16 protein-coding genes are annotated in these 20,530 nt (G+C 68.1%); 8 read left to right on the forward strand and 8 right to left on the reverse strand.

Annotated elements, in window-relative coordinates:
- Positions 1-407: 407 nt before the first annotated feature.
- The 3 genes from D7325_RS07645 to maiA form a co-directional block, all read right to left on the reverse strand.
- Positions 408-2,459, reverse strand: a complete 2,052-nt coding sequence (locus D7325_RS07645) for a TonB-dependent receptor domain-containing protein (protein WP_120994952.1) — start codon at positions 2,457-2,459, stop codon at positions 408-410.
- Between the two features lie 312 nt (positions 2,460-2,771).
- The gene (gene hppD / locus D7325_RS07650; protein ID WP_120994953.1) at positions 2,772-3,851 is read right to left on the reverse strand and encodes a 4-hydroxyphenylpyruvate dioxygenase; all 1,080 of its coding nucleotides are present in this window, start codon (positions 3,849-3,851) and stop codon (positions 2,772-2,774) included.
- A 150-nt stretch (positions 3,852-4,001) separates the two neighbouring features.
- Positions 4,002-4,634: a maleylacetoacetate isomerase gene (gene maiA, locus D7325_RS07655; RefSeq protein ID WP_120995118.1), complete on the reverse strand. Its 633-nt coding sequence runs from the start codon at positions 4,632-4,634 to the stop codon at positions 4,002-4,004.
- A 313-nt stretch (positions 4,635-4,947) separates the two neighbouring features.
- On the opposite strand from maiA, the gene D7325_RS07660 reads away from it, so the two are divergent.
- The 4 genes from D7325_RS07660 to D7325_RS07675 all read left to right on the forward strand — a co-directional run bounded on the left by D7325_RS07660 (position 4,948) and on the right by D7325_RS07675 (position 12,190).
- Complete coding sequence (locus D7325_RS07660; protein ID WP_120994954.1) at positions 4,948-6,210, forward strand: efflux RND transporter periplasmic adaptor subunit; 1,263 nt, start codon at positions 4,948-4,950, stop codon at positions 6,208-6,210.
- The gene (locus tag D7325_RS07665) at positions 6,207-9,371 is read left to right on the forward strand and encodes a multidrug efflux RND transporter permease subunit (protein WP_120994955.1); all 3,165 of its coding nucleotides are present in this window, start codon (positions 6,207-6,209) and stop codon (positions 9,369-9,371) included. The genes D7325_RS07660 and D7325_RS07665 overlap by 4 nt, the downstream gene beginning before the upstream one ends.
- A complete protein-coding gene (locus D7325_RS07670; RefSeq protein WP_120994956.1) occupies positions 9,364-10,836 on the forward strand; it encodes an efflux transporter outer membrane subunit in 1,473 nt (490 codons plus the stop codon). The genes D7325_RS07665 and D7325_RS07670 overlap by 8 nt, the downstream gene beginning before the upstream one ends.
- 172 nt (positions 10,837-11,008) lie before the next feature.
- Complete coding sequence (locus D7325_RS07675) at positions 11,009-12,190, forward strand: acetyl-CoA C-acetyltransferase (RefSeq protein ID WP_120994957.1); 1,182 nt, start codon at positions 11,009-11,011, stop codon at positions 12,188-12,190.
- A gap of 583 nt (positions 12,191-12,773) precedes the next feature.
- Here the strand turns inward: D7325_RS07675 and D7325_RS07680 are convergent.
- From D7325_RS07680 to D7325_RS07695, 4 genes are all read right to left on the reverse strand, one after another.
- A complete protein-coding gene (locus D7325_RS07680; protein ID WP_120994958.1) occupies positions 12,774-14,708 on the reverse strand; it encodes an autotransporter domain-containing SGNH/GDSL hydrolase family protein in 1,935 nt (644 codons plus the stop codon).
- A 166-nt stretch (positions 14,709-14,874) separates the two neighbouring features.
- Positions 14,875-15,147, reverse strand: coding sequence for a hypothetical protein (locus D7325_RS07685; RefSeq protein ID WP_120994960.1), 273 nt, complete (start codon positions 15,145-15,147; stop codon positions 14,875-14,877).
- 64 nt (positions 15,148-15,211) lie between these two features.
- Complete coding sequence (locus tag D7325_RS07690; RefSeq protein WP_120994961.1) at positions 15,212-15,568, reverse strand: hypothetical protein; 357 nt, start codon at positions 15,566-15,568, stop codon at positions 15,212-15,214.
- Between the two features lie 99 nt (positions 15,569-15,667).
- On the reverse strand, positions 15,668-17,356 hold the full coding sequence (locus D7325_RS07695) for an OPT family oligopeptide transporter (protein WP_120994962.1): 1,689 nt from the start codon (positions 17,354-17,356) through the stop codon (positions 15,668-15,670).
- 287 nt (positions 17,357-17,643) lie between these two features.
- Between D7325_RS07695 and D7325_RS07700 the strand changes: the two genes are divergently transcribed.
- From D7325_RS07700 to D7325_RS07715, 4 genes are all read left to right on the forward strand, one after another.
- Entirely contained in the window at positions 17,644-18,228 is a 585-nt protein-coding gene (locus D7325_RS07700; RefSeq protein ID WP_120995119.1) for a helix-turn-helix transcriptional regulator, read from the forward strand.
- Entirely contained in the window at positions 18,216-18,602 is a 387-nt protein-coding gene (locus D7325_RS07705; protein WP_120994963.1) for a CsgE family curli-type amyloid fiber assembly protein, read from the forward strand. Before D7325_RS07700 ends, D7325_RS07705 begins: the two co-directional genes overlap by 13 nt.
- Positions 18,603-18,725: 123 nt before the next feature.
- The gene (locus D7325_RS07710; RefSeq protein ID WP_120994964.1) at positions 18,726-19,226 is read left to right on the forward strand and encodes a curli production assembly protein CsgB; all 501 of its coding nucleotides are present in this window, start codon (positions 18,726-18,728) and stop codon (positions 19,224-19,226) included.
- 20 nt (positions 19,227-19,246) lie between these two features.
- Positions 19,247-20,299: a hypothetical protein gene (locus D7325_RS07715; protein WP_245962041.1), complete on the forward strand. Its 1,053-nt coding sequence runs from the start codon at positions 19,247-19,249 to the stop codon at positions 20,297-20,299.
- A 15-nt stretch (positions 20,300-20,314) separates the two neighbouring features.
- Here D7325_RS07715 and D7325_RS07720 read toward each other — a convergent pair whose 3' ends face one another.
- Positions 20,315-20,497: a hypothetical protein gene (locus D7325_RS07720; protein WP_162988017.1), complete on the reverse strand. Its 183-nt coding sequence runs from the start codon at positions 20,495-20,497 to the stop codon at positions 20,315-20,317.
- Positions 20,498-20,530: the final 33 nt, after the last annotated feature.

Here is a 20,530-nt window from a genome sequence, read left to right on the forward strand (position 1 = left end):
GAGATTGCCGCTGCCGGGCATCTTCGTACGAGCCCGCTTGCGGGCGATGCTCTTCGCAGCCCCAACCGCGCGGTATCGCCCCACCTCGGCAGCCCGATCGCCCGCAAGCGGGCTCCTACACAAAGCGTCGGCGCTCCGCGCCGTTGAGCACACCCATCACATCCGTTGCCCCCGGCGCCACCGCACCCCGCCGTTGCCGTTGCCGTTGCCGAACGCCTTCGTAGGAGCCCGCTTGCGGGCGATGCTCTTCGCAGCCCCAACCGCGCGGTATCGCCCCACCCCGGCAGCCCGATCGCCCGCAAGCGGGCTCCTACACAAAGCGTCGGCGCTCCGCGCCGTTGAGCACACCCATCACATCCGTTGCCCCCGGCGCCTGCCGCACCCCGCCGCGACAGGGTGCGGCGCCATCAGAAGTCGACCGTCATACCCACCATCAGCCGGCGGCCGTCGAGCACCACGCCGTAGTCCTCGTTGGTGACTTCCTTGTTGGCGACGTTGTAGAGGCCGGCTTTGAGGTCGACGTTATCGGTGAGCGCGTACACGCCGCCGACATCGACGAAGCCATACCCCGGCGTGCCTTCGGACATGCTCGTGCGGCCGATGTAGTCGCTGGTCTCGCTGCGGTAGTTGGCCTGTATCCAGCTGCTCAGGCGCGGGGTCATCGCCCAGTTGAGCAGCGCGTTGGCCATGTGCCTGGGCTGCTTGTTCAGCGGCTCGCCCTTGAACTCGCCGGTCTTCTGCTCGGACTCGGTGTAGGTGTAGCTGGTGCTCAGGCGCACGCTGGGGCTGAACAGGTAGTCGAGGGTCAGCTCGACGCCCTGCATGGTCGCCTCGTCGACGTTCATGCGGGTGCTGAGGAAATAGTAGTTGTTGCCGCCGTACGGGCAGGCCCACGCGGCGACGTTGTTCCGGTTGGCGCCCGAGCCGTCGGTGTCCGTCTCGCAGAGCCGCGTTTCGGCGATCTTGTCCTTATAGACGGTGTGGAACAGCATCATGCTGGTGTTCAGGCCCAGCGCCGGGTCGTCGTAGACGAAGCCGACTTCGTAGTTGGTGCTGGTTTCCGGCTCGAGCTCCGGATTGCCGATGATCAGCGCGCGCGAATGCGGGGCAGGCGAGCCGCCGCCCCCGGTGCCGCGCCCGAAGCCTTCGGTGGCATCGGCCAGGCCGGGCTGCTGGTAGCCGGTCGACACGCCGCCCTTGAGTGTCAGGTTCGGCGTGTACTGGTAGACGCCGTAGACGCGCGGCGACAGGTAGCCGCCGAACAGTTCGTCGTCGTTGTAGCGCAGGCCAGTTGTCAGGGCGAAATCCTCCGTCAGGCCCCACTCGGCCTCGAAGAACACGGCCGCCAGCCAGCGATCGACCGTCGCGGTCGCGCCCGGAATGCCGGCACTGAGCAGGCCGTTGGTTTCGTCGACGAAGTCTTCGTACTTGTACTGACCGCCAAAGGTGAACACGTTGCGCCCGGCGAAGTAGCTCGCCTGGGTGTTCAGCGTGGTGATTTCCTCGCGCTTGGTCAGGTCCTGCACGCGCTCGGACTGGTCATGCTGGAGGTAGGTGTTGACCTGGAGGTTGTCGTAGAAACCGTCGTGCGCCAGGACATAGACGTCCTTTTCGTACTCGGTGGTGTTCTCGGTCGCGGTGTCGGCGAGGCTCATGCCGGGGTGGTAGGTCTCGTCCAGCCGCGACGCCTGGTAGCTGACGGAGAACCGGTTCTGCTCATCGGGCGTGAGGTAGAGCTCGGCGCCTGCCTGCCGGCGCTTGCCGTCGGGCGTACTGGCGGCGCTATCGCTACCGCCGGCCAGCTCGCTTTCCTCGTTGCGGATGTAGGACCCGTGCAGCTTGAGGCCGAGCAGGTCCGGCACCAGCGCGCCGCCGAGGTAGAAATTGGCGAGCGCCTCGTCTTCGTTCACGTCGTTCAGCGAATGGCTGTATTCGGTGGTGACCGTCCCGGCCCATTCATCGCCGCCCTTGCGGGTGATGATGTTGATCACCCCGCCCATGGCTTCGGACCCGTACAGCGAGGACATCGGCCCGCGGATGACCTCGATGCGCTCGATCATCGCCAGCGGCGGCAGACCGATCTGCTTGCCGCCGTCGCTGCCATTGGTGTTCACCGAACGACCGGCCGAGACCGGACGGCCATCGACGAGATAGAGCGTGTACTTGGACGACATGCCGCGGATGCTGATGTCCTGCATGCTGCCGCCGCCGGTGACGTAGACGCCGGGGATGTTGCGCACCGCATCGGTGACATCGCGGTAGGACTGCGTTTCCAGCTGCTCGCGGGTGATGACCGAGATGCTCGCCGGCGCTTCGGCGATGTTCTGTTCGTAGCCCGCGGCAGTCACCACGGTGGTCGGTTGCAGCTCGATGGGCGCCTCCTCGGCCCAGGCAGAGCCCCCCATCGAGGCGGCAACGCTCACCGCCAGCGCTAATCTGTCACGCGTCGAAACCATCATCCGAACATCTCCCAGGCGTCTTGCATCCTCAAAACGCGACCGAAGGTTCGGCCGCAAACGTGCCTTCTAGAGCCATCGAATGGCCAAGGCCGCCTGGATAGTAATTATTCTTATTTGAAAGTAAAGCGCATTTACGCTCGATCTCGTGCAGGCGCTCGCGGCGCTGCGTAGCGAACGCCACGTTGGCGGAGGAATCGGCTGGATTGCCCGAACAGGCCGGAAGCAGCCGCAACGGTACGGGGCCACAGGGTGGCGCCCGAAGCGGCTGGAAGGAAACGGGCTGGGCCGGCGGAGGCGGCCCAGCCCTCAGGCTCACTCAGCCGTGCTGAGCACGCCGCGCTCGATCTGGTCGCGCTCGATGGATTCGAACAGCGCCTTGAAGTTGCCCTCGCCGAAGCCGCTGTCGCCCTTGCGCTGGATGAATTCGAAGAACACCGGGCCGAGCAGCGTGGCCGAGAAGATCTGCAGCAGCAGCCGGCGTTCGCCGCCCTCGGAGGTGCCGTCGAGCAGGATGCCGCGCGACTTCAGCTCGTCCACCGGCTCGCCGTGGTTCGGCAGGCGGCCTTCGAGCATCTGGTAGTAGGTATCCGGCGGCGCGGTCATGAACGTGGTGCCGCGGGCCTTGAGCGCGTCCCAGGTCTTGATCAGGTCATCGGTGAGGAAGGCCACGTGCTGGATGCCCTCGCCGTTGAACTGCATGAGGAATTCCTCGATTTGCCCGGCGCCCTTGCTGGACTCCTCGTTCAGCGGGATGCGGATCATGCCGTCCGGCGCGGTCATGGCCTTGGAGGTCAGGCCGGTGTACTCGCCCTTGATGTCGAAGTAGCGGATCTCGCGGAAGTTGAACAGCTTCTCGTAGAAATCGGCCCAGTAGGCCATGCGGCCGCGGTAGACGTTGTGGGTCAGGTGATCGATGAGCTTGAGGCCCGCGCCCACCGGATGGCGGTCGACACCCTCAAGGAAGACGAAGTCGATGTCATAGATCGAGCTGCCTTCGCCGAAGCGGTCGATCAGGTACAGCGGCGCGCCGCCGATGCCCTTGATCGCCGGCAGGCGCAGCTCCATCGGCCCGGTCGGCATGTCCACCGCCTGCGCGCCGAGCCCCAGCGCCTTGGCGTAGGCCTGGTGCGCGTCCTTCACGCGGAAGGCCATGCCGCACACCGACGGGCCGTGCTCGGCGGCGAAGAAGGCGGCGTGGCTCTTCGGCTCGCGGTTGACGATGGCGTTGATCTCGCCCTGGCGATACAGCGCCACATCTTTCGAGCGATGGTTGGCGACGTGGGAGAAGCCCATGCTTTCCAGCACGGGTTCGATGACGTTCGGGGTGGGCGAGGCGAATTCGATGAATTCGAAACCCATGAGGCCCATGGGGTTTTCAAAGAGGTCGGCCATGATCGGCTCCTTTCAGGCTGCAACGGGACAAGGCAAAAAACGGAAACGTCAGTGCCTGTGCCGTGGCGGCGCGCAGGAGATGCCCCGCACGCTGCGTGCGAGGTGATCACCCATCAGGAGTCGTGAACCGAGCGTCTTCATGGTGACCGGTTACTCCGGTTTATCGGGCTGCGCATCGGGATGCGCCGCCTGGAACGCCGGGTGTTCCAGCGCGAGCGCTTCTACCCGAAGGATGCGCGAGAAGCGTGAAATGTCCACCTCGAAGCGCCGTGCGGCATACAGCTGCGGCAGCAGGTAGACGTCGGCGAGGCCGAGCTCGCCGAAGCAGAACCCGTCATCGCCGATCAACTGCTCGACCGCGCCCAGCCCCTGTCCGACCCAGTGGCCGATCCAGGCCATCACCTCGGCTTCGGGCACGTCGAGCCCGCGCAGGCGGTTGAGCACCGAGGCGTTGTGCAGCGGGTGGATATCGCAGCCGATCAACGCGGCGACCGCACGATGGCGGGCTCGCGTTTCGAGGTCGTGCGGCAGCAGTGGCGGCTCGGGATAGCGCTCCTCGAGGTACTCGAGGATGGCCGGGGACTGGATGATCAGCCCACCGTCCTCGGTGCGCAGCGTCGGCACCCGGCCCTGCGGATTGAGCGCCCGGTACTCGGGCTTGTGGTGCTCGCCGCCGTCGCGGATCAGGTTGACCGGGACGGCATCGAACGCCAGCCCCTTGAGTGCCAGCGCGATACGCACGCGGTAGGACGAGGTGGAGCGGTAGTAGGTGTAGAGCTCCATGATCGGCATGGCTCCGTGCAAGGCGGCGCCTGGTAGGAGCGCCTGTTGTTATTTTGCGTAACCGCATTACGTTTAGCGGAATGTGCGTCAAAGGCGAGGCAGGCGTCAAGCCTGCGGTCGCCTGCCTCGCCGTACGAATATAGCTGCCGAAGCGGACAGTAAGCCCAGCCAGAGCGCCCGAGGCGCCTCGCTGCAGCGCCGTCGCCGGGGCCATCGAAAAATTCACGAACGCTCATGGCGCAGCGCGGTCGAGAACTAGGACCCGACGTTCCGCCCTCGCAGCCCTTCGCTGCGACCGCCAAGGGACCCACCGATGAGGCTTTTCCCGTACCCCCGTGCGCTTGCCTGCCTGGCCGCGCTCACGCTGGTCGCTTGCAGCGAAGAAAACCCGACGCCCCCGGCGCCGCCGCCACCGGAAGTGGCGATCACCACCCTGCAGGCCCAGCCGGTGCCGAACATCATCGAACTGCCCGGCCGCGTCCAGGCGATGAAGATCGCCGAGATACGCGCGCGGGTCACCGGCATCATCCAGGAGCGGACCTACGAAGAAGGCACCGAGGTCAAGGCCGGGCAGCTGCTGTTCGTGATCGATCCGCGCGAGATGAAGGCCGCGCTGGATGCGGCCGTGGCGGCCCTGCAACGAGCCCAGGCCACCGCCGCCAATGCCGAGCAGGTGGTCGAGCGCTATCGCGGACTGGTCGATCGCGGCGCCATCAGCGAGCAGGAATTCGACTCCGCACAGGCCAACCTGCGCACCGCTCGGGCCGACGCCGCGCAGGCCGAGGCACAGGTGCAGGCGGCCAAGCTTGATCTGGAACACACCTCGGTCGAGTCGCCCATCGACGGCCTGGCCGGCCTCGCCAACGTGACGGTCGGCGCCCTGGTCAGCGCGACCGAGGCCACGCTGCTGACCCGCGTGGAGCAGTTTCAGCGCGTGCATGTGGTCTTTTCCCAGTCCAGCTCGGACCTGCTCGCCCTGCGCGCGAAGGCGGCCTCCGGCGCGCTCGACCTGCCGAGCAAGAACGAGGTCGAAGTCCGCCTGACCCTCGAGGACGGCAGCGAGTACCCGCACGTCGGCTACCTCGACTTCATGGCGATGACGATCGACCAGTCCACCGGCACCGTGACGCTGCGGGCCGAATTTCCCAACCCCGACCGCGTGCTGCTGCCCAACCAGTTCGTGCGCGCCCGGGTGCACGCCGGTACGCGGGCCGGCGGGCTGACGGTGCCGCAGCGGGCGGTGATGGTGAACGATAGCGGCGCCACCGTGATGGTGGTCGGCGAGGACGGCAAGGCGCAGGTGCGCAGCGTCGACCTCGGCGAGATGGTCGGCAGCCGGTGGATCATCGATGACGGCCTGCAAGCCGGCGACCGCGTCATCGTCGAAGGCTGGCAGAACCTGCGCGACGGCATGCCGGTGCGCACCGTGCCGGTCGGCCGCGCCGAGGAAGATGCCGACAGCAAGGCCGAAGCACTCTCGCCCGACAAGGCGCCCAACAGCGCCGCCGGCGCGCCGCCGCCCGCCGAAGCCGCGGGCGAGGACGCGCAAACCGCGCCTGCAGAGGGCGCCCGATGACGCCCACCTTCTTCATCCGCCGCCCGGTCTTCGCCTGGGTCATCGCGCTCGGCATCCTGCTCAGCGGCCTGCTGGCGCTGCGCAGCCTGCCGGTCGAGCAATACCCCTCGATCGCACCGCCGAGCCTGGCCATCGGCGTGACCTACCCCGGCGCCGATGCGAGCGTGCTGGAAACCAACGTCACCCAGGTCATCGAGCAGGCGCTCAACGGCGTCGAGGGCGTCCTCTACATGGACTCCACCAGCCGCTCAAACGGCACCGCCTCGATCGAGCTGACCTTCGCGCCCGGCACCGACATCGACATCGCGCAGATGGAGGTGCAGAACCGCCTGAGCCGCATCGAACAACGGCTGCCCGAGGAAGTCCGGCGCCAGGGCATCCAGGTGGTGCAGGCGTCAAGCGACTTCCTGCTGATCATCGCGCTGCGCTCGTCCAGCGATGAGATCGGCACGCTCGAACTCGGCCATCTCGCCACCACCCGCGTGGTCGACGAGCTGCGCCGGGTGCAGGGCGTGGGCGATGTGCGGGAGTTCTACTCGCCCTACGCGATGCGCATCTGGCTCGATCCGAACCGCCTGGCCAGCTTCGACCTCTCCGTCGGCCAGGTGCTCGGCGCGGTGCGCGACCAGAACAGCCAGGCGGCCGGTGGCGCGATCGGCGCGCTGCCGCTGGCCGAAGGCGTCGAGTTCCATGCGCCGCTGGAGACCCGGGGCCGCTTCACCACGGCCGAAGAATTCGCCTCGATCATCCTGCGCGCCAACCCGGACGGCTCCTCGATCCGTCTGGGCGATGTCGCGCGCGTCGAACTGGGCGCGCAGGACTACACCACCCGGCTGGAAATCAACGGCGAACCGGCCGCCGGCATGGCCGTGCAGCTGGCGCCCGGCGCCAACGCGCTGGAAACCGCCGCGGCGGTGAAGCAGCGCATGCAGGACCTGTCGTCGGGCTTTCCCGAGGGCGTGAGCTGGTCGGTGCCGTTCGACACCACGCCGTTCATCTCCGCCTCGATCGAGGAAGTGCTGCACACGCTGATCGAGGCGATGGTGCTGGTCATCATCGTGATGCTGGTGTTCCTGCAGAACTGGCGCACCACGCTGATCCCGACCATCGTCATCCCGATCACCCTCGCCGGCACCTGCCTGGGCCTGTGGCTGCTGGGCTTCTCGCTCAACCTGCTGTCGCTGTTCGGCATGATCCTGGCGATCGGCGTGCTGGTGGACGACGCCATCGTGGTGGTGGAGAACGTCAAGCGGCTCATCGACGAAGAAGACCTGCCTCCGTACGAGGCGACGGTCAAGGCGATGGGCCAGGTCACCGCGCCGGTGATCGGGACGAGCCTGGCGCTGGTCGCGGTGTTCGTGCCGCTGGCCTTCTTCCCCGGCTCGACCGGCGGCATCTACCGGCAGTTCGCGGTCACGCTGGCCGTGGCGGTGATCATCTCGACCATCCTTGCGCTGGTGCTGACGCCGGCGCTGTGCGCGAACCTGCTCAAGGCGAACGATGCGAACAGGCCGGACTGGAGCGCGCGGCTGTTCCGCCCGTTCAACCGCTGGATGACGCGCGGCACCGACCGCTACCACCGCGGCGTCGGGCACGTGCTGGCGCACCCCCTCATCTACCTGCTGCTGTTCGCCGCGCTCCTGGCGCTGACCGCGTTCCTCTACCTGCGCATGCCGAGCAGCTTCCTGCCGGACGAGGACCAGGGCTCGGTGATGACCGTGGTCCAGGCACCGCCGGGCTCGACGATCAAGCGCACCGAAGACGCCATGGAAGACATCAAGGCGTTCTACGCCGACCAGGCGGTCGTCGAGGACGTCACCGTGGTGTACGGCTTCAGCTTTTTCGGCCAGGGCCAGGCGCACGCCATGTCCTTCGTGAGCCTGGCGCCCTGGGAGGAACGCCCCGGCGACGACCAGAGCGCGATGGCCCTGGTGCGCCAGGCGATGGGGACCTTCTCGACGATCAAGGAAGCGCGCGTCTTCGCCCTCAACCCGCCCTCGATCCCCTCGCTCGGCGTCGCCGGCGGCTTCACCTTCAAGCTCGAGGACCGCGCCGGACTCGGCCCCGAAGCGCTGCTGCGCGCCCGCAACCAGCTGATCGCCGACGCCAATCAGAGCCCCGTCCTCGAAGGCGTGCGCCCCGAAGGCAGCGATGACGCCCCGCGCCTGCGGGTCGACGTCGACCGGATCAAGGCCCGCGCCCTGGGCGTGCCGATCAGCGAGGTCAACGCGGCGCTGAGCATCGCCTTCGGCAGCGCCTACGCCAATGACTTCAACCGCGACGGCCGGGTCCTGCAGGTGCTCCTGCAAGCCGACGCGCCCTACCGCATGACCCCGCAGGACGTGCTCGACCTGAAGGTGATCAACGAAGAAGGCGACGTGGTGCCCTTCGGCGCCTTCGCCACCGTCGGCTGGACGGCCGGGCCAACGCAGTTGCAGCGCTACAACGGCTACCCCTCGGTGACCATCGCCGGCAGCGCCGCGGCGGGCTATTCGTCCGGTATCGCGATGGCCACGATGGAGCAGCTCGCCGACAAGCTGCCGCCCGGCTTCGCCTACGAATGGACCGCCGCGTCCTACCAGGAAAAGCAGGCCTCGGGCCAGGTCGGCCTGCTGCTCGGCATCTCGCTGCTGGTGGTGCTGATGGTGCTCGCCGCGCTCTACGAGAGCTGGACGGTGCCGATCGCCGTGCTGCTGGTGGTGCCGTTCGGCGTGCTCGGCGCGGTGCTCTTCGCCATGGTCCGCGACCTGCCGGCGGACGTGTACTTCAACGTCGGGCTGGTGACCATCATCGGCCTGTCGGCGAAGAACGCGATCCTGATCGTCGAGTTCGCCATCGAAGAGGAAGCCGACGGCAAGCCGCTGCACGAGGCGATCATGAACGCGGTGCGCATGCGCTTCCGGCCCGTGCTGATGACCTCGCTGACCTTCGTGCTCGGCATGCTGCCGCTGGTGCTGGCCAGCGGCGCCGGCGCGGCCGGGCGCATCGCGGTCGGCACCGGGGTGATGGGCGGCATGATCATGGCGACGGTGCTCGGGCTGTTCTACATCCCGCTGTTCTACCTGGCCGTGCGCCGCTGGCTGACCAAGCGCCGCCCGCCCGGCCAGCAGGAAAAGGCCAGCGACGCCTTCCACGGGCAGGAGGCCACCGACCATGCGTAAGGCCGCCTTCCTGCTGCTGGGCACCCTGCTCGCCGGCTGCCAGTTCGCGCCCGAACATGAGCGCCCCGCGCTGCCGACGCCGCCGCAGTACCCGGACTACCAGCCCGAACCGGTCGAAGGCGTCGTTCCGGCCGATCTCGCATGGCGCGCATTCTTCGACGACCCGCGCCTGCGCGAACTGATCGAGGCAGCGCTGGCGAACAACCGCGACCTGCGGATCGCCACCGCGCGCATCGAGGAAGCGCGCGGCCAGTACCGCATCGAGGACGCCGAACGCTACCCGACCCTCGGCCTCGGCGCCGAAGCCACCCGCGGCCGCTATGCGACCGGCGCGTCCGGGGCCAGCAGCGCCGGCGCCGGAGCGGGTACCGGAGCGGGTTCGGCCGCTGGCGCTGGCGCGGGAAGCGTCATTACCGAGCGCTATTTCGTCGGGCTGACCGTGTCGGCGTTCGAACTGGACTTCTGGGGCCGCGTGCGCAACCTGAGCGAGGCAGCGCTGGCCCAGTACCTGGCCACCGAGCAGGCCCGGCGCGCCTTTCACCTGTCACTGATCGGCGACGTCGCCGCCACCTACCTCGCCATTCGCGAGGCGGATCAGCGCATCGAACTGGCCCTCGAAACTCTGCGCACCCGCCGCGAGACGCTGGAACTCGCCGGTTTGCGCCTCAAGGCCGGCGTGACCTCGGCGCTCGAATTCCACCAGGCCGCCGCGCTGCTGACCCAGGCCGAAACCGAACTGGCCAACCTGCGCCTGATCCGCGCCGAACAGTTGAACTACCTGACCGTGCTGGTCGGCGGCGAACTGCCCGAAACGCTGCCGCCGCCGGTGCCGCTCGGCGAACAGCTGCCGCCGACACGGCTGATCGCGGGCCTGCCCTCGGACCTGCTCTACCTGCGGCCTGACATCATCGGCGCCGAGCAGCGGCTGCGGGCGGCGCGCGCCAACATCGGGGTCGCGCGGGCCGCGTTCTTCCCGCAGATCTCGCTGACCGGCAGCTTCGGCTATGCCTCCACTGAATTGTCCGGGCTGATCGGCAGCGCGAACGAAACCTGGAGCATCGGCCCGAGCATCACCCTGCCGCTGTTCGACTGGGGCCGCAACGAAGGCAACCTGACGGTCGCCGAGGCGCGCGAAACCGTGGCGATCGCCGAGTACGAGCAGGCCATCCAGACCGCCTTCCGCGAAGTCGCCGATGCCCTGGCCGGGCGCCGGTACCTGGCCGAGCAACTGCTGGCCCAGCGCAAGAACGTCGCCACCCTGCAGCACATCGCCGACCTGGCCAACGCCCGCTACGCCGAAGGGGTCGTCAACTACCTCGAGGTGCTGGACGCCGAGCGCAACCTGTTCGACGCCCGCCAGACGCTCATCCAGACGCTGCGGGCGCAGGTGCAGAACCTCGTGGAGCTGTACATCGCGCTGGGCGGCGGCCTGCCCGTCGACCGCAACGACTACGGAGACCGCTGAGCGCGCCAGGCGGACGGCATCGCCATGCAGCGCTCGTTGCAGCCGGAAGCCCAGTGACCGGCGAGCGCGACCGACCGGTTCCCGACGAGCGTCCGCGGCAGGCCTTGGCCTACTATCGGCGCTACCGTTCACCTTCGCGGCGCCTGCGCCGCCCTCGCCCACGGAGCCGTTCATGAAAGAAGCCGTCATCGTCGCCGCGACCCGCACCGCCATCGGAAGCTTCCAGGGCGCATTGGCCAACATCCCCGCACCGGAGCTTGGCGCAGCGGTCATTCGCCGCCTGCTCGAACAGACCGGCCTCGATGGCGCCGAGGTCGACGAGGTGATCCTCGGCCAGGTACTCACCGCCGGCGCCGGCCAGAACCCTGCCCGCCAGGCGACGATCAAGGCGGGGCTGCCGGTCGGCGTGCCGGCGCTGACGCTGAACAAGGTCTGCGGCTCGGGTCTCAAGGCGCTGCACCTGGCGGCGCAGGCGATCCGCTGTGGCGACGCCGACGTCATCATCGCCGGTGGCCAGGAGAACATGAGCCTCGCGCCCTACGTCCTGCCGAAGGCGCGGACCGGCCTGCGCATGGGCCACGGGCAGCTGATCGACAGCATGATCACCGACGGCCTGTGGGACGCCTTCAACGATTACCACATGGGCATCACGGCGGAGAACCTCGTCGAACAGTACGGCATCAGCCGGCAAATGCAGGATGCGTTCGCGGCCGGCTCGCAGCAGAAGGCCGTCGCCGCTATCCAGGCCGGTCGCTTCAAGGACGAGATCACCCCCATCTCGATTGCGCAACGCAAGGGCGAGCCGCTGGTGTTCGACACCGACGAGCAGCCCCGCGACGGCACCACCGCCGAGTCGCTCGCCACACTCAAGCCGGCGTTCAAGAAGGACGGCAGCGTCACCGCCGGCAACGCCTCGAGCCTCAACGACGGCGCGGCCGCCGTGCTGATGATGAGCGCCGAGAAAGCCGCCGCGCTCGGCCTGCCGGTCCTGGCGAGGGTCGCCGGCTACGCCAGCGCCGGCGTCGACCCGGCGATCATGGGCATCGGCCCGGTGTCGGCCACCCGACGCTGCCTGGAAAAGGCCGGCTGGTCACTCGCCGACCTCGACCTGATCGAAGCCAACGAAGCCTTCGCCGCCCAGGCACTGTCGGTGGGCCAGGAACTGGGCTGGGACGCCGACAAGGTCAACGTCAACGGCGGCGCCATCGCGATCGGCCACCCGATCGGCGCCTCCGGCTGCCGCGTGCTGGTGACGCTGCTGCACGAACTGATCCGCCGCGACGGCAAGAAGGGCCTTGCGACCCTCTGCATCGGTGGCGGCCAAGGCGTGGCACTGGCGATCGAGCGAGACTGATCGCACCTACGAGGCCCGCAGGGAGCGCGGGCGATTCGTATGTCCCGAAGACCCGTCGAGGCCGCGCGTAGGGCGTAGGGTGGGCTTAAGCCCACCGGACACATTCATGGTTACTGGTTGAGGACACCTCCGAACGGTTGGTCGTTACCACCGAACCGCCTACCGCCGGTGCACCGGCAATCGCCCGCAAGCGGGCTCCTACACAGCACCCCGCCGCGCCCGCCGCCGACACCGACACGTCTTTCGTAGGAGCCCGCTTGCGGGCGATCCCGGCGCCGATGCCAGCTTGCAGGACGACAACCGACGTAGGGCGGATTCAGGAGCGAAGCGAACAATCCGCCTGAGTCCGTGCGAAACCACCGGTGCATTGCTTCGCGAATGCGCCCTACGACGCTGCTACCGCCGATACACCGGCAATCGCCCGCAAGCGGGCTCCTACACAGGCATCCGCGCCGTCCTCGCCGCCGACACCGACACGTCTTTCGTAGGAGCCCGCTTGCGGGCGATCTGCAACCACGCCGGCGGTTTGGCCGCATCGCGGGGCGGCTTGAACGGGCGGGTCGCGCGCGACCCGCCCTCTGCGCTACATCTGCCAGGCCAGCGAGAGGGCGAGGCTCTGCTGGTGGTCGTCCTGGCCGAGGTAGTCGTAGTGCGCACGCAGGGACAGGCCGTCATCCAGCGTGTGCACCAGGCCCACGCCGAAGCGGGTCTGGCCTTCCGGCGGCACGTAGCCCGGCAGCGTGAAGCGGTTGCCCGGCACGCTGGTCAGGCCGAGGCGCAGCTCGTCCGGGTCGTCCTCGCGCTCCGAGATGCGCGCGATTTCGCCAAGCAGGCGGGTGCGCGGGCTCATGGCGTAGTCGACGAAGACACCGGCCGAGAGCTGCAGCGACCGCCGCTCCTGCTCGTCATAGCTCAGGGCGGTGGAGCGGTTGCCGCGCTCGTCGTAGCCATCGACTTCGACGCGCTGGTAGCTCACCCCGACGAAGGGTCCGGCCTTCAACGCTTCGCCCGGCTGGAACAGGTTCAACCCGGCCTTGGCGCCGAGGCCCCAGACCCAGCCGTCGGTGTCGCCCTTCTCGGTGCGTTGCGCGATGCCCAGCGCGAAGCTGCGCTGCAGGTCGTCGTAGCCGAGGTGACCGGCCGAGGCGGAGAAATCCGCAAACACGCGGTCCTGCTCGTAACGGGCGAAACCGCTGGCCAGCAGGCTGCGCATGTCGTAACGCGAGTCCGCCTCGCCCAGCTCCAGGCGGTTGTCGCCTGCGCTCAGCCGCACGCCGGCGAGCCAGTGTTCATCGAGACGATGGCTCGCGGTCACACCCAGCGTCAGGCTGCGACCGTCGCCCTCGACGCCGCCCTCGTCGCCGTCGTAGTTGGGCTGCCCGTAGCCGCCATCGACAGCCAGCGACCAGTGCCCCACAGGCTGCCAATGGCCACGGCTGGCGGCGAGGTGGTTGTCGAGCTGGCGCAGGTGCGCGCGCAGCGACGACAGGCCCATCTCCGGCAGCAAGGTGATCTCCCACGGCGCGGCGACCAGCGCGTAGAGGTAATCGGCGGAAATCCGCTGCACTGCCGTGGTCGGGTGCACGCCATCGTTGAACATCAGCCGATCCGGATCGGGCGCGGTGCCGGTCTGGCCGTAGACCGGATGCTCGAAGCAGGTGGCGCCACTGCCGTCGAAGCAGAACGCCGTCTGCGCCACGGCCGGATCGAAGCCGTAGGTCGCCAGGTCCGCACGTACCTCGGTCAGCAGGCCGTTGAAGTTGGTGCGGATGATGTTGCCGCCCAGTGCCGCCAGCTGCGCGTCCAGCGCGGTGTTGAAGTCGCGGGTGCGGGCCGTCCAGAACGCGCTGGCACCGCTGCCGATACCGGCGGGCGTGGCGCCGACGTCCGGCAGGTCCGAGACGATGATGTAGCGCGCCCCGGCCGCCTGAAGCGCGGCGACGCCAGCCGTGAGGTCGGCTGCCACCAGGGCGGCGCTGGCCGCATCCACGTTGCGCCCCTGGAAGATGTCGTTGCCGCCGCCGTTGAGGTAGAACAGCGTGTCGCCATCGACCGAGGGATAGTCGACCAGATAACCGTCACGCACCCGCGGTGCGATGCCGGGCAGGCCCGGATCGACCACCGAGCCGTCCTCGGCGACGATCGAGGCGAGGATCTGGTCGGTGCGATAGCCGCCGACCGCATAGTTGGTGCCGTCCGGGTTGCCGGTGATCAGGCTCGGCAGAATCGGCGTCGAGGGCAGGGCCTGCAAACCCAGCCGTTCGGCGAGCAACTGGGTGCTTACCTTGCCGATGTATTCGGTGTTGTTGGGCAGGTACGTCGGCCCGGTGCGGTTGGTGAACCGCAGCCCGCCGGTCGGGAAGCCGCTGAACAGCGGGCTGCCGACATCGGGGAACTGACCGCTGTCGCTCAGCGAATCACCGAAGATCACCAGTTGGGAAAAGGGCTCGGCTTGCGCCATGCCTGGAAGCGCGGCCACGGCCAGGGCCGCTGCCAGCGGTTTGAGAATGCCACGCATCGATTCGCTCCTTATTGTTTTTGGTCGAGCGTTAGTGCCGGTTTGTCGGCGATCCGTCACGGGTCGGCCGGCCGCCCGCAGGGGCGGCGCCTGGAGTCTAGCCCAGCGCGAGCGGCGAAAAACCTTATAAAAGCGGTGAACGAGCAGGCAATCGCCGACTAGATGGTCACGACGAACGTTCCGGTGAAGGCCTCGGCTCCGACGGCGATTCGGACGGCGTAGGCGCTGCCGGATCCAGCCGCTCCTCCGGCGGCGAATCGGGCTGGGGCGTGGGCCGCTCGCCCGGCGCCTGCTCCTGGCGTTCGATCACCTCCTGCCGCGGTTCGCGCGTATCCAGCGGCCCGACCCGGGCCTTGTCCGGCTGATCGGCCAGGACGACCATCGGCAACGCGGCGAACACCAGCGGAACCAGCTGCGACTTCATGGAGTAACCGGGCATGGCGACCTCCGGGTGGGTATCGGCAAAGCGAGAGGAGCGCCGCTAGGGCGCTCCCGTCGCGACGTCAGTTTCCGCCAGCGCCACCGCCGGCGCCTGAACCACCGGAGGCCGCGCCACCGGTCGAACCGCCGGCCGCGCCGCCCGCACCACCGGAGCCGCCCATACCGCCGGCCGCTCCGGCGCCGGTTCCGGTGCTGACGCCCGGATCGGGACGATCGGTGTCGTTGTCCATGTCATCGTCCAGGCCGCCTTCGTCATCCATGTCGAGCGCGCCGGTGCCGATGCCGGTCCCGAGGCCTTGCGACCGTTGTTCGGTGAGTCCGTCGTGCTGGTCGTGCTCCATGTCGTCATTGGCCTGTGCCAGCCCCGCGGCCGATATCAGCCCGGCGAAGGTGAGCGCCGTGATCGTTGCGATGCCCATGATGAAGCCCTCGATGTGAGTGTTACCCACGGTCGGCACGCGCGCGGAACAAAGGTTCTGTGCGCTCGTCGGCTGGCCGCAGCAATGCCGCACCGTCCGTCAGCTCAGCAGTTGCCACAGCGAAACGCCCACTCCGGCCATGCTCTCGCCTGCGACCAGGCCGGCCGCGGCGACGATGACGAAGCGCTCGCCGAGGCTGCGCCAGCGCGCCATGAACAGCCAGGCCAGGAGCGCGCCAAAAGCCATTGTCAGGGAAATCGACGCCGGGATGATGAAGGCCAATCCGAGCGCCGCGGCACTGGGCAGCCAGCGCTCCAGTGGCGGCGGCGCGAGGGCATCGAGCAGGCCCAGCAACAGCCCGGCAACCGCGCCGGCCAGCATCGCCAGGCGAACGTCCGTCGTCAGCACCGCGAGCCCGCCGGTCAGCGCCTCGGCGACGGCCTTCCAGGTGGCCACCGCCGGGGCCGGCCACTCGGGGGTGATCAGCATCGCTTGCGGATCGGGGATCAGCGCCTGATAGGTGACCACGCCGACCAGGCTGCCGATGACGATGCCCAGGCATTGCGCTACCACCTGCCGGCCCGGATGCGCGCCCAGGGCATGGCCGACCTTGAAGTCGTTGAGCAGATCGGTGCATTGGCCCGCCGCGCCACCGGCCGTGTTGGCGCTCATCAGGTTGATCGCGACCTGCCCTGGCGCCAGCACGCCGAAACCGAGCTGCGAGACCTGCCCGATCGCGCCGATCGGCGGAATGCCGGTGGCGCCCACCACCCGTGCCGCGACCATCGCCAGCAGTACCGACAGAGGAATCGACAGCAGCGCCATGAGCAGTCCGATGCCGAACAGGCCGACCTGCAGCGACACCACCAACCCGCCGGCGACCAGCAGGCCCAGCAGTGGCCGGGCATTCAGGCGGCGTGGTCCGGTGCGCGTCCTGCGATCGGGCGCGCGAAGCGTCCGCACGCCCAGCGACACCAGCGTGGCGCAGACCATCAGCGCCACGCCTGGCCAGAGCAGCCACTCGATCAACAGCGCGAACTGCGGCCCCTGGGCATCGGGCGGCAGCCGCACCAGCCCCTCGGCGACCAGCCAGGGCGCGATCAGGCCCCAGGCCAGCAGCGCACCGACCAGCAGCGACAGGCCGACCCGCAACCCGACGATGCCGCCGAAGCCGACCAGCAACAGCGACGGCTCGAAGGCGAACGTCAGCCGCTCCAGGCTCGGGCTCGGCGCCCAGCGCGGCAGGCGCCAGGCCAGGTCCGCCAGCTTGACCGCTGCCGCCAGCGACGCGGCACCCGCCAGCACCGCGAGCCGCTTCGATGCTTCGCGACCGTGCCCGTAGACCTGCTCGAGCGTCGCCAGCGTCGCCATGCCCTCGGGAAAGCGCAGCGCCGAACGTACGATCAGCGAGGGGCGCAGGTACCAGGCCACCCAGACGCCCAGCAGGCTCACCGAGAAGACCCAGGCGGTCAGCGCGCCCCAGGGCAGCGACTCACCGGTGATGAGCGTGTAGGCGGGTATCGGTGCGACCAGCCCGCTGGAAATGATCGACGCCGCTGCCGACGCCGACGTCTGGGTGATGTTGCTCTCCAGACGGCTCCACCTCGGGCCGCCCAGCCGCGCGGCCAGCCCCTGCCAGATCGCAAAGCCCACCAGCAACGCGATGATCGACATGTTGAAGGACCAGCCGATCTTCAGGCCGGAATAGATGTTCGAGGGGGTCAGCAGCGCGCCGAGCACGAGCCCGGTGAGCAGCGCGCGCAGGGTCAGTTCACGGTCATCAGCCATCGGCCGCTCCATCTGGATGTCCGCCAACCTTAGCCCAGACAGGCGACTCGCCTAGCCAGCGAAGCGTCATCCGTTCGTCACCTCACTGAACGAGTGGCGATATTTTGGCGAATTAGTGCCTAAACTGGCGGCGAACCTTGAACTAAACCCCTAAAGCCGGGTCGTTTGTAGACTTTTTCATAGCGAACCACCCCACTGGTAAGGGACCGACCATGGACGCGGAACTGACCCCCCGGGATTCCACTGCCTCGATCATCACACTGCTGACCAACAACGAACTGCTGGGCTTGTTCTTTCGGCACTTCCTCGGCGAGCGGGCGCAACTGAATGTCGTCCTCGCCGATCCGCCCCGCTCGGTGCTGCGCAACACGCGCCTGTTCCTGATCGATGCCGGGCAGAAGCATCTCGACGAACTCACCGGCCTGCTCGGCCGCCTGGCGCCCGATACGCCCGCGGCGCTGGTGAACATCAACCCCGAGCAGGCGGAAAAACTCATCGACCAGTACCCCAACATTCGCGGCGTGTTCTATAGCCATTCGACCCGCGAACAGCTGCTTTCGGGTATCGAGGCGCTGCTCGAAGGCGGCGACTGGCTGCCGCGCCCGCTGATGGAGCGCCTGCTGAGCCAATGGCGGCGCATGCGCCAGCTCGCCGAGAGCAAGGCGTCGCTCACGCTGCGCGAGCGCGAGATCCTGAGCTTGGCCGGCAAGGGCCTGTCCAACGCCGAGATCGCCGAGCAGCTCTGCCTGAGCCCGCACACCATCAAGAGCCACATCCACAACCTGCTGCGCAAGATCGGCGCCTCCAACCGGGCCGAGGCGGCGTTCATGCTGCGTGACCGGCTCGACTGGCCGGACCCATGCCACGCCTGATCCTGTTCGCGCTGCTGCTGGCGCTCACCGCGCCGGCGCGGGCGGTGGAGCCGGAAATCTCGGGGCTGGTGATCGACAACACCATCTCCCGCTTCGGGCATGACTTTCACCGCTACCTGAGCAGCAGCCTGCAGGACAGCGGCGAACTGGATTACAACCTGGTGGTGCGCGAGCGCCCCTCGGCCCGCTGGGGCAGCCTGGTGTGGGTCGAGCACGAGGGACGCATCCTCTATCGCCGCTTCCTGCAACCCAACGCGTCGCAGATCGAGGAACTGGCCGAGCAGGCCGCTGCACAGGTGCGCGAGGCCGTCACCCGCGAGCGCCTGCAAAGCCTCTTGCAAGACACCTACGACCTGGACCGCGGCGAGCTGTAGCGGGGATTAAGCCGCCGCTCGGTGTTTGGCACCGGATTTACACCGTTGGATGGATGGCCTCGGCCCGGCCGCGGCCCACAATCAACCGATCATTTCGACCGATCAGGTCGCGAGGACTCACTCATGGGCCTCCCTTCCCTGTGCAGCACGCTGCGCTGCGCCTGCCTATCGCTCGGCCTGCTCGGCCAACCCCTGCTGGCAGCCGATGTTCCGGCGGCCGATCTATTGGACAACGCCGACCTCGCCCCAGCGCCGGCCGTGCTGTCGCTGCCGGCCCAGCTGCAGACCATCCAGGCCTACGCTGCGGGCGTGCTGCAACTGGGGCAGGATAACGAAGCCGCCATCACCCAGACGGGCGCCGATCAGCTCGCCTACATCCTGCAGAACGGCACGGCGCAGCAGGCGTTCATCCTCCAGCAGGGCGCCTACAACACGGCGCTGATCGAGCAGATCGGCACCGGCAATCTCGCCGCGATCAGCCAGATCGGCAGCGGAAACGACGCCGCCATCCACCAGCATGGCGATTACAACAGCGCCACCATCGAGCAACTTGGCGACGGATTGAGCAGCACCGTCATCCAGTACGGAAACGGCCAGACAGTGGAGGTCATCCAGCACCGCTAATAATCGACCAGAGGTGAACCATGTACCGTCTCAAACCACTCGCAGCCGCCGTGCTGCTTTCGCTTGCCAACCCGGCGCTTGCCGACAACGAACTGCTGCAGGACCAGATCGGCCTCGATAACGTCGCCGCCTACACCGAGACCGGCGTGAACGACGGCAACCGGACCTCGCAGATGCAGTACGGCGATGGCAACACCGCCCGCACGACGCTCGACAACGCTTTCGACGGCTCCGCGCAGCAGGTGCAGGAAGGCAACCGCAACACCTCGGACATCCAGCAGACCGGCGAGCGCAACTTCGCCGTGACCTTCCAGGGCGACACCGCCGAAGACAACACCGTCAGCGTGATCCAGATCGGTGCTGGCAACAGCGCGGACGTCCGCCAGGCGCAGAATGCCTTTGGCAACGCCGCCGCCGTGTACCAGGAAGGCAATGCCAACCTCGTCGACGTCGACCAGACCGGGCGCGCCAACCAGCTCACCGCCTCGGCCACAGGCGACGCCAACAGCCTGGTCGCCACTCAGGAGGGCTATGCCGTCGCGCAGGTGCAGCAGGTCGGCAACGGCAACGAGCTGGCCTTCATCCAGCGCACCTACTACGAAGGCGCACGGCTGACCGTGAACCAGCGGGGCGACGCCAACCTGGCCGACATCGATCAGGGTGACGGCAACCGCCTGGCGCTCGACCAGGAAGGCGACGGCAACGTCGCGGACATCTACCAGGCCGACTACCAGAACGTGCTGGACTTCGACCAGACCGGTAACGGCAACCAGCTCACGGTGTTCCAGAACGGCTACGGCGGGCGGATCGAGGGCTATTCGATCGGCGACGGCAACACCGTGACGGTGAGCCAGGAATACATGTCCAACGCCGCCTACGTTCGCCAGACCGGATCGGACAACGCCGCCAGCATCGAGCAGACCGTCGCCGCTGCGACCGCGACCATCGAACAGGTCGGCTCGGCCAACGAGGCCAGCATCCGCCAGCTCGGCTCGCCCGAGACGATCAGCAACTTCAACGCCACCATCCTGCAGAACGGCAACGGCAACGTCAGCCACCTCGTCCAGCAATGACCTGCGGGCCGGCCCTCAGCGGCCGGCCGCGATTCCCTCCGGTCGAATCCCGCTCCGTCCAACCAAGCGCCTGCCGAAGGCAATGCCACGCGGCGCGATGAGCAGCCATACGAAGGTCGACCCCTCCCGCACCGATGCGAGCCCGGATAGCGCGACCAGGCCATCGAGCAGCCCGCGGCCCGTGGTGATGTAGCGCATCGCCCGATCGCTGCCGAGCTGGCCGTGCAACGC

Source organism: Stutzerimonas urumqiensis (assembly GCF_003640395.1).
GTDB lineage: Bacteria > Pseudomonadota > Gammaproteobacteria > Pseudomonadales > Pseudomonadaceae > Stutzerimonas > Stutzerimonas urumqiensis.